The 12,094-nt window shown below is 62.9% G+C and carries 13 protein-coding genes and 1 other RNA gene; 9 read left to right on the top strand and 5 right to left on the bottom strand.

Annotated features, from left to right (window positions below; all coding sequences use genetic code 11):
• Window positions 1-83: 83 nt before the first annotated feature.
• From AC1RQ9_RS17470 to thyX, 3 genes are all read right to left on the bottom strand, one after another.
• Window positions 84-701, bottom strand: coding sequence for an MlaC/ttg2D family ABC transporter substrate-binding protein (locus AC1RQ9_RS17470; RefSeq protein ID WP_485987956.1), 618 nt, complete (start codon window positions 699-701; stop codon window positions 84-86).
• A 13-nt stretch (window positions 702-714) separates the two neighbouring features.
• Window positions 715-1,452, bottom strand: a complete 738-nt coding sequence (locus AC1RQ9_RS17475) for an MlaA family lipoprotein (protein ID WP_010508262.1) — start codon at window positions 1,450-1,452, stop codon at window positions 715-717.
• Window positions 1,453-1,867: 415 nt separating this feature from the next.
• The gene (gene thyX / locus AC1RQ9_RS17480; protein WP_485987957.1) at window positions 1,868-2,818 is read right to left on the bottom strand and encodes an FAD-dependent thymidylate synthase; all 951 of its coding nucleotides are present in this window, start codon (window positions 2,816-2,818) and stop codon (window positions 1,868-1,870) included.
• A gap of 356 nt (window positions 2,819-3,174) precedes the next feature.
• Between thyX and ssrA the strand changes: the two genes are divergently transcribed.
• From ssrA to AC1RQ9_RS17500, 4 genes are all read left to right on the top strand, one after another.
• Window positions 3,175-3,497, top strand: a transfer-messenger RNA (tmRNA) gene (ssrA, locus tag AC1RQ9_RS17485).
• Between the two features lie 196 nt (window positions 3,498-3,693).
• Entirely contained in the window at window positions 3,694-4,284 is a 591-nt protein-coding gene (locus AC1RQ9_RS17490) for an SspB family protein (RefSeq protein WP_485987959.1), read from the top strand.
• Between the two features lie 101 nt (window positions 4,285-4,385).
• A complete protein-coding gene (locus AC1RQ9_RS17495; RefSeq protein WP_019090804.1) occupies window positions 4,386-6,038 on the top strand; it encodes a fumarate hydratase in 1,653 nt (550 codons plus the stop codon).
• Between the two features lie 67 nt (window positions 6,039-6,105).
• Window positions 6,106-6,498, top strand: coding sequence for a VOC family protein (locus AC1RQ9_RS17500; RefSeq protein ID WP_010508268.1), 393 nt, complete (start codon window positions 6,106-6,108; stop codon window positions 6,496-6,498).
• Between the two features lie 131 nt (window positions 6,499-6,629).
• Here AC1RQ9_RS17500 and AC1RQ9_RS17505 read toward each other — a convergent pair whose 3' ends face one another.
• Both AC1RQ9_RS17505 and AC1RQ9_RS17510 read right to left on the bottom strand, forming a co-directional pair.
• On the bottom strand, window positions 6,630-7,124 hold the full coding sequence (locus AC1RQ9_RS17505) for a kinase inhibitor (RefSeq protein ID WP_193733297.1): 495 nt from the start codon (window positions 7,122-7,124) through the stop codon (window positions 6,630-6,632).
• 68 nt (window positions 7,125-7,192) lie between these two features.
• The gene (locus tag AC1RQ9_RS17510; protein ID WP_485987961.1) at window positions 7,193-7,420 is read right to left on the bottom strand and encodes a hypothetical protein; all 228 of its coding nucleotides are present in this window, start codon (window positions 7,418-7,420) and stop codon (window positions 7,193-7,195) included.
• 201 nt (window positions 7,421-7,621) lie between these two features.
• Between AC1RQ9_RS17510 and queA the strand changes: the two genes are divergently transcribed.
• From queA to AC1RQ9_RS17535, 5 genes are read left to right on the top strand one after another with little or no spacing between them, the layout of a single operon-like run.
• Window positions 7,622-8,680 carry a tRNA preQ1(34) S-adenosylmethionine ribosyltransferase-isomerase QueA gene (gene queA / locus AC1RQ9_RS17515; RefSeq protein WP_485987962.1) on the top strand — a complete coding sequence of 353 codons (1,059 nt, stop codon included), beginning with the start codon at window positions 7,622-7,624 and terminating at the stop codon, window positions 8,678-8,680.
• Window positions 8,677-9,837, top strand: coding sequence for a tRNA guanosine(34) transglycosylase Tgt (tgt, locus tag AC1RQ9_RS17520; RefSeq protein WP_485987963.1), 1,161 nt, complete (start codon window positions 8,677-8,679; stop codon window positions 9,835-9,837). The genes queA and tgt overlap by 4 nt, the downstream gene beginning before the upstream one ends.
• Window positions 9,837-10,913 (top strand): tRNA epoxyqueuosine(34) reductase QueG, encoded by a 1,077-nt coding sequence (gene queG, locus AC1RQ9_RS17525; protein WP_193733300.1) that lies wholly within the window; start codon window positions 9,837-9,839, stop codon window positions 10,911-10,913. The genes tgt and queG overlap by 1 nt, the downstream gene beginning before the upstream one ends.
• Entirely contained in the window at window positions 10,910-11,215 is a 306-nt protein-coding gene (locus AC1RQ9_RS17530) for a ribbon-helix-helix domain-containing protein (protein WP_485987965.1), read from the top strand. The genes queG and AC1RQ9_RS17530 overlap by 4 nt, the downstream gene beginning before the upstream one ends.
• A 26-nt stretch (window positions 11,216-11,241) precedes the next feature.
• Entirely contained in the window at window positions 11,242-12,057 is an 816-nt protein-coding gene (locus tag AC1RQ9_RS17535; RefSeq protein ID WP_485987967.1) for a TerB family tellurite resistance protein, read from the top strand.
• Window positions 12,058-12,094 lie beyond the last annotated feature (37 nt).

A 12,094-nucleotide genomic window follows, 5' to 3' on the forward strand; every position in this document is an offset into this window, starting at 1 on the left:
CTAAGACATGATTATAATAAAAAAACCGGCATAAATGCCGGTTTTTTTTGTTTTCCAACTCTGCATGGCAGAATTGGAAGGTTCTAGTGATGGTTGGCGATCTGCTTGTCCAATGCATGCAGCAGGGCATCCACATTGCCGCCATTGCGTGCGATGAAGGAACCATAATCCTGCCGCTGGGTCAGGCGCAGGCTTGCCCCTTCGCCCACTACGTCCACGACCTTCGGGCTGCTGCTGGTGGTGCTGATAATCCACTGGGTGTCCGCGCCTGGCTGACCGGGGCGGTTGATGACGGTGGACACGGCCGTGTCCTCACCTGCGGGTGCGCTGGAACCGACCACGAAGGTCACGCCGCGATAATCACCGATCTTGTCGGTAATGGCGTTGACCAGCACCTGATGGAACAGCTTGATGTAGCGTGTCTGCTGTTCCGGTGTGGCGGTGCGCCAGTAGCGGCCAAGGCAGTAGCGGCCGATGGCGTCCACATCCACATACTGTTCCAGAAGGGGCAGGATGTCCTGCTTCTTCTTTTCCAGCGAGATATCGCTGTTGACCACGCCAACCAGCTTGTTGCCGAACATGGTGACGAAGGAACGGGCCTGCGCGCCGGCATCAACCGCCCATGCTGAAGCAACAGGCATGGCGGCGGCGGTCGCTGCCAGCAGAGCCAGTGCATGGCGACGGGGGATGGATGTCTGCATCGCTGTGTCCCTTTTATCTGTTGTGGTACCAATCCGGCACGGTGGCCCGATGGTCGTTCTTTATGTTTTCCGCCATTGCCTTGCGCTGCTGCTGGTAGGCACTGCGGATGGTGGCGTAGGGATCAAGCGAATCCTTCATGACCTGGTCCAGCGCGTCGACGTTGGTCGCCATGCCGTTGATGGTGCCCATGATGTTATAGGCCCAGTTGAAGGTCAGCAGCCCGTAGCCGCGGGGCACGTAGTTCCACGGTGACAGGCCAACGTCGATGCCATAGCCAACCCCGTCACGGAACGAGGACGGACCCAGCACCGGCAGGAACAGGTAGGGGCCCGATGGCACGCCCCACGTCGCCAGCGTCAGGCCGGCGTCGTTGTCGTGGTGCTTGTAGCCGGCGTAATTGGCCACGTCGATCAGCCCGCCAATGCCGACCGTCATGTTGATGCACCACCGTACGAAGGCGTCACCCGCGCGGCGTGGCTTGCCCGCGCCCACGTCGTTAAAGAACACGACCGGTTCGTTCATGGTCTGGTACAGGCCACCGATCGAATTGCGCAGCGGGCGCGGCACGGCCCAGATATAGGCCTTTGCCACCGGGCGCAGGGTGTATTTGTTGGCCCACATGGTCAGGTCGAAATTCTTGCGGTTCAGCTTTTCGTACTTGTCGTTGGCTTCCTTGTATTCAGCCAGCGCGTCCGGGTCCTTGGGCGGCGGGGTTGCGCATGAGGCAAGCCCGATCAGCCCAAGTGCCATCCCGGCCACGCGAAGCGACGGGCGACGCGGGGACGGGCGGGACGACCAAGAATTCGATCCTGTCTCTGCGCGCATACTCGTTTCCGCTTCCCTCTGTATTCGCTTGCCCGCCATGCTGGCATGGCGGGATGGCCCAATGCGTTTGCAAGAATCCCGAACCGGGCAATGACACCCCATTCTTGCGTCACTCTCTAGCATGGGATCGCTGTTGTGCAATCCGCTTGCCACAGGATGAAGGCATATTGTGGCTGCCCTGCATGGGGAACATGGGGCAAAGCCTGCCGTGAAGCGACCTTGGAACGGGAATGGCTGGCAGAATTGCCGCGCTGAGTGTGACGTAAAATCCACAATGCCTTCAACGCCATGATATTGGCGCAGTAGCATGACATCACGTTTATTTGAAAATATCGTGCCCTCAGCGTGCAAGCTTCGGCGCGATTTCGGGGAACAGTTCCGCCAGTTCCCGGATCTCGCGCTTTGACAGGCCGGCCTGCGCCGGATCAACGGGCTGACCGCCCATGGCCGCGCGCAGCACCTTCAGCGCCGGACCGGACAGCAGGACCGCGTCACGCATGTAATCGGTAAAGGCTTCGTAGGTCAGCGGCGCCCATTTCTGCACGATCTGCAGGATGGCGTCAGCATAGGCACGGATTTCGTACTGTGCGTGGCTGTCTGCGCGCAGACGCAGGAAGTGCAGCAGGTTCCACAGGTTAATTTGCCAGTAGAACTGGGTCATGATGTTGACCGGCAGGTTCATGCGCGCAAGTTCCCGCGCGATGGCCGGACGGTCCGGGTCGCGCCTTTCGCCGTTTTCGTCCTCGTTGAGCAAGTCGAGGTAATGGTCATAGCAGCGCGATGCGTCATCACGCAGGATATCAAGGACCTGCTGCGCCTGTTCGGGCGGCAGGGCATCGGCACGGCCCTGCTTGTTGTTCGTGGACTGGGCGGCGATGTCTTCGGGGCGGGGGAAATAGAATTCCTTTTCCAGCACCGAATAGCGGGCCGAATATTCGTTGATGCTGGCTGTGCGGTGGCGGAACCACTGGCGGGTTACGAAAATGGGCGCGCGCACATGCAGCTTGAGCACGGCCAGCTCAAACGGGCTGGTGTGCCGGTGACGCATGAGGTAGCGGATCAGCCCCCGGTCATCGGACGTGCTGCGCGTGCCCTTGCCGTAGGATACGCGCGCGCCCTGCACGATGCCGCTATCGCCGCCCATGTAGTCCACCGCGCGGACGAAACCGGTTTCCAGCACGGGAATGGGGGAATACAGCACATCTTCCACCGCGGGAACGACCAGGCGGCGCGTCTGCGCCCATCCGGCGCGGGCTGCCTCGATTGCCGATTTCTGCTCACTGGAAAACATGTGTCGCCCCGTCCCGTCTGTCTTGCTTGATCATACCAAAGGACGCGGGCCATACCATATGGGCCATGTCATATCCAAGACGATAACCCGTATCGATAGCCCGCATGGCCTGCGCCGGTCGTGTGGCTGTGGCCTGTCTTTGCGGCGGCATGATGGCGCGTGCTCGGGCGGAAACGCCCGTGTTTTCCATGGAAAATTGGGGCCTGTCCCCATTTGTCGCTACCGGCAGCGGGCACATCTGACAGGCCGGGTGTTCACCCCTGCCAGAAGCTACTGACCTGTTGGCATATGCAAAAAAATCCGCCCGGGTGCCAGTGGTGGGGATTGCGCCCCGCATGTCTTCACCGGGCGTGCGTCCCCTTGCCAGATGCACGGCCAATCCCTATATGCGGAAGTGCCGGAGGGGCTTGCCCCTTGGCTATGGCGATAAACGGCGCGTGGAATAAGTGTTGTGGACCCGGGGGCGGTACCCGGCGTCTCCACCAATTTCCCCAGGTCTTGGGGAACATGGGGACGAAACAGGCTCGACACGCATGGTAAAGACCCGCCTTTTGCCCGGCATTGTACCACCGTTATCGGGCTAAATTACAAGTGCCAATGATAACTCTGAGGTGCTCGCTGTCGCTGCATAAGCGATAAGCGCGGTTCGGGAGGGCACCGGGCAACAGAAGCCCTCCCACCTTGTCTCCTGTTCATGTTAGGTTGATGGCGCGGTATCCGCTTCGTGAAGGGATGCCCGACCCCAGTGGCTTGCCACGCCATGAAGTTTGACGCACAGCTTGAAGCTGTGGCACGGCGTGGCCTGAACCCGCATGTCTGCAAAAATCCGGTCCGGCGGGGAAACCGTCCGGGCGGATGTACGGAGAAGTCCGATAATGTCCGATGATCATGACGAGGAAAACGGTTTTGACACCGCCATTCCCGACAGCCTCATGCCCTATGATTCCTGGATTGAGGATGCCTACCGGCAGGTCATGCTGCGCGCGCTCGAATATGCGGCGGCGCAGGGACTGCCGGGTGATCATCATTTCTACCTGACATTCAGGACCGACTGGCCGGGTGTTGAAATGCCCGACCGCCTGCGCGCCCAGTATCCGCATGAAATCACCATCGTCCTTCAGCACCAGTTCTGGGACCTGAAGGTGGACCGCACGCACCAGATCATATCGGTCGGGCTGTCATTCGGGGGGATTCCCTCCACGCTGGTGATTCCGGTCGCGGCCGTATCCGCCTTTGCCGATCCGCATATCCGCCTTGCCCTGCGCTTTACCGTACCCGAACAACCGCCCGTGACTGCTGCCGCCACACCCAACGTGGTGCCGGTGCAGGCCGCCACGGCGGACACGGCACAGGCTTCCCCCGCCGCCGATACGGCAGCGGATGGCGCGGATGCGGACAAGGGCGAAGGGTCGCAGGTTGTCAGTCTCGCCGCCTTCCGCAAGAAGGGACCCGCGGGACCGGGCTGAGCCACATCTTCCATCCGGGCGCGCCGGATGCGCCGGGCGCGCCCTGAACCTGAACGCCGCCACCCGGAACCAATCCGGGGGAAAAGGCAGGAGACCGTCCGTTGAATGTATCCGCACCCACGCGCAAGCCATTTGTCTATGGCCCGCTGTTTCCGCTGCATGATGATGACACACCGTGGAAGAAACTGGAGATCGAGGGGATTACCACCTCGGTCCTTGGTGGCCGCACGGTGGTCCATGTCCGTCCCGAAGCCCTGACGGCGCTGGCCGCCCGCGCCTTCAACGACGTGGCGCACCTGCTGCGCCCCGGCCATCTGGCGCAGCTTGCCAAGATCCTGAAGGACCCCGAGGCGTCTGAAAACGACCGCTTCGTGGCGCTGGACCTGCTCAAGAACGCCTGTATTGCAGCCGGTGGCGTGCTGCCCATGTGTCAGGATACCGGCACCGCCATCGTGTATGGCAAGAAGGGCCAGCGCGTGTGGGTGGATGGCAATGAGGAGGAAGCCTTCTCACGCGGGGTGTATGACACCTATACCGGCACCTCGCTGCGGTATTCGCAGATGGCGCCGGTGTCGATGTTCGAGGAAGTGAACACCGGCACCAACCTGCCGGTACAGTTCCATATCTCGGCCACACCCGGTGATTACCATGCCGAACAGATGGACCTCATGTTCATCGCCAAGGGCGGCGGGTCGGCTAACAAGACCTTCCTGTTTCAGGAAACCCGCGCCCTGCTGTCCAGCAAGGAACACCTGCTGAAATGGCTGGATGGCAAGATCCGCACGCTGGGTACCTCCGCCTGCCCGCCGTACCACCTTGCCGTGGTGATTGGCGGCATGTCGGCCGAACAGAACCTTGAAACCGTCAAGCTGGCCTCCACCCGCTGGCTCGACAGCCTGCCGACCGAGGGCAGCGCGCATGGCCATGCCTTCCGTGATCTTGAGATGGAAGCGGAAATCCACAAGCTGACCCAGCGACTGGGGATTGGCGCGCAGTTTGGCGGCAAGTATTTCTGCCATGATGTGCGCGTCGTGCGCCTGCCGCGCCATGGCGCGTCCCTGCCGGTGGGAATCGGGGTGTCATGCTCGGCCGACCGTCAGGTCAAGGCGCGGATCACCGCTGATGGCGTCTTTCTGGAACAGCTTGAGACCGATCCCGCCCGCTTCCTGCCTGAAACCACGGATGACGATCTGGATGGGGAGGCGGTGCAGATCGACCTGAACCAGCCGATGGACGAAATCCGCCGCAAGCTGTCGCAGTATCCCGTGCGCACCCGCCTGTCCCTGACCGGCACGATGGTGGTGGCGCGTGACATTGCGCACGCCAAATTCCGCGAACGGCTGGAAAAGGGTGAGGGCCTGCCGCAGTACCTCAAGGACCATCCCGTCTATTACGCTGGCCCCGCTAAGACGCCCGAAGGCATGCCCACGGGTTCCTTCGGTCCCACCACGGCTGGCCGCATGGACAGCTACGTGGCCATGCTGCAGAAGGCGGGCGGGTCGTATGTCATGCTGGCCAAGGGTAACCGTTCCAAGGCTGTGCGCGATGCGTGCAAGGAATATGGCGGCTTCTACCTTGGGTCCGTCGGTGGCCCCGCGGCCCGTCTGGCGCAGGACTGCATCCGCAAGGTCGAGGTGCTGGAATACCCCGAACTGGGCATGGAAGCGGTCTGGAAGATCGAGGTCGAGAATTTTCCGGCCTTTATCGTGATCGACGACAAGGGTAATGATTTTTATGATGGCCTGACCGGCTGAACGTGACCGCATGGCGATCCGTCCGGCCTGTCCGTCAGGCCGGACAACCGGAGGGTTAGGGAGCGCCATGCGTTTTACCGTCGATCGTCTTGACCACCTTGTGGTGAGTGTCCGTGACCTTGAGGTCTCGGCCTCGTGGTTCCAGCGCGTGCTGGGCATGGAGCGTGAGGAATACGGGCGCAACAACCGCACGGCGCTGAAATTCGGCGGCCAGAAAATCAACCTCCGTCCCTATGGGGCCGAAGGCTGGACCACGGCGGAAGATGCGCTGCCTGGTACCAATGATCTGTGTTTCACCACCGCGCTGAACAGTGTCGATGTCATTGAACACCTTGAAAAATGCGGTGTCCGCGTGACCGAGGGGCCGGTGGCCCGCCTGGGCGCGCTGGGACCGGTGACATCGGTCTACTGTCATGACCCCGATGGAAATCTGATCGAGATCGCGTCCTATCAGGGGTAATATGTGGTAAAAGTTTTTGGTGAAGCTTTTTTCGAAAAGCTTCAGGGAACGCCGCCTTTTTAAAAAAAGGCGGCACCCAAAAACTTTTTATCTTTATCAACTATTTATCGGGTCGATACGCTTGCGGGCCGTTATTTCGGCTGCTTGCCAAACACGGCGGTCAGTTTGGCGGAACCAAGGCTGTGCTGGTTGATGACAAAGCCCACCATGGCGCCCGATGCATCATTGGGCAGTTCGATCCGTTCGATATCCAGCGCATGGATGGTGAAAATGTAATGATGGTCCGGTCCCGGCGGGGGGGCAGCACCACCATAGACATTGCCGCCAAAATCGGTGCGCGTCATTTCAGCGGGTTCCGGCAGGTTGTTGTCACCCGATCCCGCGCCCGCGGGCAGGGATGACACCGTGGCGGGAATATTGATGACAACCCAGTGCCACCAGCCCGAACCCGTGGGCGCGTCGGGATCATACATGGTGATGGCGAAGCTTTTGGTGCCGGCGGGCGCGTCCTGCCATGCCAGCGGCGGCGAGATGTTGCCACCGGAATAGCCCATCCCGTCAAACACCTGCGCTGCGGGCAGGCGGTCGCCATCGTGAAAGGAACGGCTTGTCAGTGTAAAGGTCATGTCGGTTTCCTGCTTTCCGCGCGACAGGCCGCGTGGATAGGGGTCAACGTTGGCCGGTTGGGGGAAGATTACCAGTTCTGGCTGATCAGCCAGAATTCTTCCGATGTCAGGGTGATGACCTGATCCCCGTTTTTGCTTTCGGCGGCGGCGCGGGCCAGGGCCTCGATGCGCTGGATCATCAGTGTCTTGCGCTGGTAGGTCTCGTTCCGGTCCTTTTCCTCGACCGATTCCAGCACATGCAGGGCGGTGTAGCAGGCGCGGGTAATGCGGGCGGCGTCAAGCTGGGCATAGGACATGGGGCTGTGTCTCCTGTGTCTGTTCACTGGCCCGGCCGGGGCCGGGTCGGGAAATTCCCATGCGGGAATCGTATCTTATTGTGGCTTCCCCGGCTGCGTCTGTCCAACATCGCCATGCATGGGGGCTATGGCTGCCCGCTTTGTTGCAATGGTGACAGTTCGGGCTGGCAAGTATGGTGCGGATTCCGTAAAGGGAGCCGCATGACGGATCTGGTTTCTGATTTCGACTTCACCCTCCCGCCACAGAATATTGCCGACCACCCGGCCCGCCCGCGTGACAGCGCGCGCCTGCTGCACGTGCCGGTGGATGGCCCGTTCACGGACCGCCATGTGCGTGACCTGCCGGGGTGCCTGCGCGCGGGCGACATCCTGGTGGCCAATGATACGGCGGTGATCCCGGCACAGCTGTCGGCCATGCGGGGGGATGCGAAGATCGGCATTACGCTGGACCGTATCCTGCCCGATGGCACATGGCACGTGCTGGCCCGCAATGCCCGCCGCCTGCATCCCGGTGATACGCTGACCTTTGGCGCGTCCCATGTCACGGCGCAGGTGATCGCGCGCGGCGAGGGGGGCGACGTGACCCTGCGCTTCAGTGCGGAAGGGGAGGCATTCGACCAGTTCCTGCATGATGTGGGCCATCTGGCGCTGCCACCCTATATCGCCCGGCCCGACGGCCCCACGGATGCGGACCGCAAGGATTACAGCACCATCTTCGCCCAGCACCGTGGTGCGGTGGCCGCGCCCACGGCGGGGCTGCATTTTACCCCTGGCCTGCTGGCGGGGCTGGATGCGGCGGGCGTGATCCGCCAGACGCTGACGCTGCATGTGGGCGCGGGCACGTTCCTGCCCATGCGCAGCGACCAGATTTCCGCCCACCGCATGCATGCCGAACGTGGCACGATTTCACCCCATGCCGCAGCCCGCATCAACGCCGCCCGTGCGGCGGGTGGGCGGATCGTGGCGGTGGGCACGACATCGTTGCGGCTTCTGGAAAGCGCCACGGATGAAAACGGCATCGTTCATCCCTTCCATGGTGAGACATCGATCTTCATCCGCCCCGGCTACCGCTTCCGCGCAGTGGACATGCTGCTGACCAATTTTCACCTGCCGCGCTCGACGCTGTTCATGCTGGTCTGCGCCTTTGGTGGCTATCACCGCATGAAGGCGGCCTACGCCCATGCCATCGCCAGCGGCTACCGCTTCTATTCCTATGGCGACGCCTGCCTGCTGCACCGCACTGAAGGAGACCTGCCATGACCACATTCCGCTGGCGGCCCGAAGCCCGCGCGGGCCATGCCCGTGCCGGCTGGCTGGATACCGCCCATGGCAGCGTGCCGACCCCGACCTTCATGCCCGTTGGCACCGTTGGCACGGTCAAGGCCATGACGATGGACAGCGTGCGGTCCACGGGTGCGGGCATCGTGCTGGGCAATACCTATCACCTGATGCTGCGCCCCGGGGCGGAGCGGGTGCGCGCGCTGGGGGGGCTGCACCGGTTCATGGACTGGCCGGGGCCGATCCTGACCGATTCGGGCGGGTTTCAGGTCATGTCGCTGGGTCCGTTGCGCAAGCTGGATCAGGACGGGGTGACCTTCCGGTCGCATATTGACGGGTCAAGGCACCGGCTGACGCCCGAACGCTCGACCGATATCCAGTACGCGCTCGATGCCACCATCAGCATGTGCTTTGATGAATGTCCCGCGCTGCCTGCGGCCCCTGACGTGATCGCGAAATCCATGCGCATGTCCATGCGCTGGGCCGAACGCTGCCGCACGGCGTTTGTCCAGCGTCCCGGTTACGCGCAGTACGGCATCATCCAGGGCGGGACCGAGCCGGAACTGCGCGCCGAAAGCGTGAAGGCGCTGACGGGAATCGGGTTCGAAGGCTACGCCATTGGCGGCCTTGCGGTGGGGGAGGGGCAGGAACTGATGTTCTCCACCCTTGAATCCACCGTCCCGCTGATCCCCGATGCCAGCCCGCGTTACCTTATGGGCGTCGGCACGCCCGATGACCTGCTGGGTGCGGTGGAACGCGGCGTGGACATGTTCGACTGCGTCATGCCCACGCGGGCGGGGCGGACGGCGCGCGCCTATACCGAACGGGGCACGCTGAACCTGCGCAATGCCCGCCATGCCACCGATTCGCGGCCCATTTCGCCGCATTGCGACTGCCTGGCCTGTTCGCGCCACAGCCGCGCCTACCTGCATCACCTGTTCCGGGCGAATGAAATCCTCGGCCCGATGCTGCTGACATGGCATAACCTTGCCTATTACCAGCGGCTGATGCGCGGGATGCGGACGGCGATTGTCGATGGCGCCTTCACCGCCCATGCCGACCACCTGCGCGCGCAGTGGGCGATGGATGACTGGAGTGGTGATGAAATGCCCTTTCCCGACATTCCCCCGGTAGCCTGATGGCCAGCGCACCGTCCGGCCCTGACCCTGTGCGGATGGCTGCGCGGATTGCAGGCCATGCGCGCGATCTGGGTTTTGACGCGGTGGGATTTGCGCCCGCCCGGCTGGATGATGCGGTGCGCGCCCGTCTGGCCATGTTCGTGGAAAACGGATTTGCGGGCAGCATGGGCTGGATGGCGCAGCGCATGGAACAGCGTGGCGACCCGCGTGGCCTCTGGCCCGAAGTGCGCAGCGTGATTGCCCTTGGCCTGAATTACACGCCCGAAGATGACGCACTGGCCACGACCCGCGTGCCCGATGCGGGCAATATTTCCGTCTATGCCCGCAATCGGGATTACCATGATGTGGTCAAGGGAATGCTCAAGCACCTTGCGCAGTTCGTGGTGAACGAGGGGCGGCGGCAGGGCATGGACGACACGCAGGTAAAGGTTTTTGTCGATACCGCCCCGGTTATGGAAAAACCGCTGGCACAGAACGCGGGCCTTGGCTGGCAGGGCAAGCACACCAGCCTTGTCTCGCGCCAGCATGGAAGCTGGCTGTTTCTGGGCGAGGTCTATACCACGCTGGACCTGCCGCAATCGGCCCCGTCGGGCGGGGGGTGCGGCAGTTGCACGCGCTGCCTTGTGGCATGTCCGACCGATGCGTTTCCTGCCCCCGGCGTAATGGATGCGCGACGGTGTATCTCGTACCTGACCATCGAAAACCGCGATCCGATTCCCGAGGGGCTGCGGCCCGCCATGGGCAACCGCATTTACGGGTGCGATGACTGTCTGGCCGTCTGTCCGTGGAACCGCTTTGCCGTGGCCACCAACCACATGAAGCTGGCCGCGCGGGATGATCTGCGCGCGCCCGCGCTGCGTGTGCTTGTGGCACTGGATGATGCAGGGTTTCGCGCGCGGTTTTCCGGCTCACCCATCAAGCGCATCGGGCGCGGGCGTTTCGTGCGCAACGTGGCGGTGGCCATTGGCAATAGCGGGCAGCCCGCCCTGCGCCCCGGTGTCGCGGCGCTGTGCGATGATGCCGACCCTGTGGTGGCCGACGCCGCGCGATGGGCCACGCTCAGGCTGCCCCGATGACGGGGCCGGAGGCCACGGGCATGCCGCTGCCCGCGCAACGTGGCGCGCGCCTGCTGCGCAAACGCAGCATCAACCTGTCAGGTCACCGCACCAGCGTGGCGCTGGAGCCGGAGTTCTGGCACGCCCTGCACCTGATCGCGCAAAAGCGTGGCCTGACCCTTGCGGGCCTGGTGGGACGCATTGATGCCGCCCGCCCGCCGGACCGCCCGCTGGCATCCGCATTGCGGGTGGAGGCATTGCGGGAATGGATGCCTGCATTGCCGGAAATTGCTGGTACGGACAGGGAAGATCGGTTGGGTTGACCGGACATCCGTGCTAGCGTCGGGGCATGGCAATCTGGGGCAAACTTTTTGGTGGCGTTGCGGGGTTCGCGGTTGGCGGCCCCATGGGCGCTGTCGTGGGCACGGCACTTGGTCACGCTGCGGATAACGGTTCCCTGCTGGAAACGCCGGTGGGAGGATGGACCGACCGCTGGGGACCTCGGCTGAACGCGGACCCGAATGGCGCGGCTACCTTCATGGCGGCCAAGATGGCGGCCGCGATGGGCAAGCGCGACCAGATGTACGGGCTGGTCATCATCATCCTGTCCGCCAAGATGGCGAAGTGCGATGGGCCGGTGAACCGCGCTGAAATCGATGCCTTCAAGCGCCGTTTCCAATTGCCGCCCGAGAATATGCGCGAAGTTGGCCGCCTGTTCGACAGCGCGCGCCAGCGCACGGATGACTATCGCGCCTTCGCTACCGAACTTGGCCGCGCCTTTGCCAACAAGACCGGCATGCTGGAAGACGCGCTGGCATCCCTGTTCGTGATCGCGCGCGCGGACGGGGAGATCAATGCAAGTGAGGAAACCTTCCTGCGCGGGGTGCACAAGGCCTTCAACCTCAGCCCCGGTGCATGGGACCGGGCACGTGACGGCGGTGCGCGACCGGGCGTGAGCGAGGTGGATGCCTATGAAGTGCTGGGTATCTCGCGCGATGCCAGCAATGACGAGGTGCGCGTTGTCTGGCGCAGGCTGGTGCGTGAACACCATCCCGATATCATGACCGCACGCGGCGCCACCCCCGCGCAACTGGCGCAGGGTGCGGCCCGTATTGCCCAGATCAATGCGGCATGGGACCGGATCAAGCGTGACCGCAGGCTGTAAAGAAACCTGTCTGTAAATCATTCTGGGAAATCAAAAG

It is taken from the genome of Komagataeibacter ossonobensis (genome assembly GCF_057359305.1).

Excerpts from the sequence above, each read along its gene's own strand:
- AC1RQ9_RS17475 (WP_010508262.1), bottom strand. The coding sequence starts at position 1,452 with ATGGCACTTGGGCTGATCGGGCTTGCCTCATGCGCAACCCCGCCGCCC.
- AC1RQ9_RS17500 (WP_010508268.1), top strand. The coding sequence starts at position 6,106 with ATGCGTTTTACCGTCGATCGTCTTGACCACCTTGTGGTGAGTGTCCGT.
- AC1RQ9_RS17535 (WP_485987967.1), top strand. The coding sequence starts at position 11,242 with ATGGCAATCTGGGGCAAACTTTTTGGTGGCGTTGCGGGGTTCGCGGTT.
- AC1RQ9_RS17505 (WP_193733297.1), bottom strand. The coding sequence starts at position 7,124 with ATGACCTTTACACTGACAAGCCGTTCCTTTCACGATGGCGACCGCCTG.
- tgt (WP_485987963.1), top strand. The coding sequence starts at position 8,677 with ATGACCACATTCCGCTGGCGGCCCGAAGCCCGCGCGGGCCATGCCCGT.
- queA (WP_485987962.1), top strand. The coding sequence starts at position 7,622 with ATGACGGATCTGGTTTCTGATTTCGACTTCACCCTCCCGCCACAGAAT.
- AC1RQ9_RS17530 (WP_485987965.1), top strand. The coding sequence starts at position 10,910 with ATGACGGGGCCGGAGGCCACGGGCATGCCGCTGCCCGCGCAACGTGGC.
- AC1RQ9_RS17510 (WP_485987961.1), bottom strand. The coding sequence starts at position 7,420 with ATGTCCTATGCCCAGCTTGACGCCGCCCGCATTACCCGCGCCTGCTAC.
- AC1RQ9_RS17490 (WP_485987959.1), top strand. The coding sequence starts at position 3,694 with ATGTCCGATGATCATGACGAGGAAAACGGTTTTGACACCGCCATTCCC.
- queG (WP_193733300.1), top strand. The coding sequence starts at position 9,837 with ATGGCCAGCGCACCGTCCGGCCCTGACCCTGTGCGGATGGCTGCGCGG.
- thyX (WP_485987957.1), bottom strand. The coding sequence starts at position 2,818 with ATGTTTTCCAGTGAGCAGAAATCGGCAATCGAGGCAGCCCGCGCCGGA.
- AC1RQ9_RS17470 (WP_485987956.1), bottom strand. The coding sequence starts at position 701 with ATGCAGACATCCATCCCCCGTCGCCATGCACTGGCTCTGCTGGCAGCG.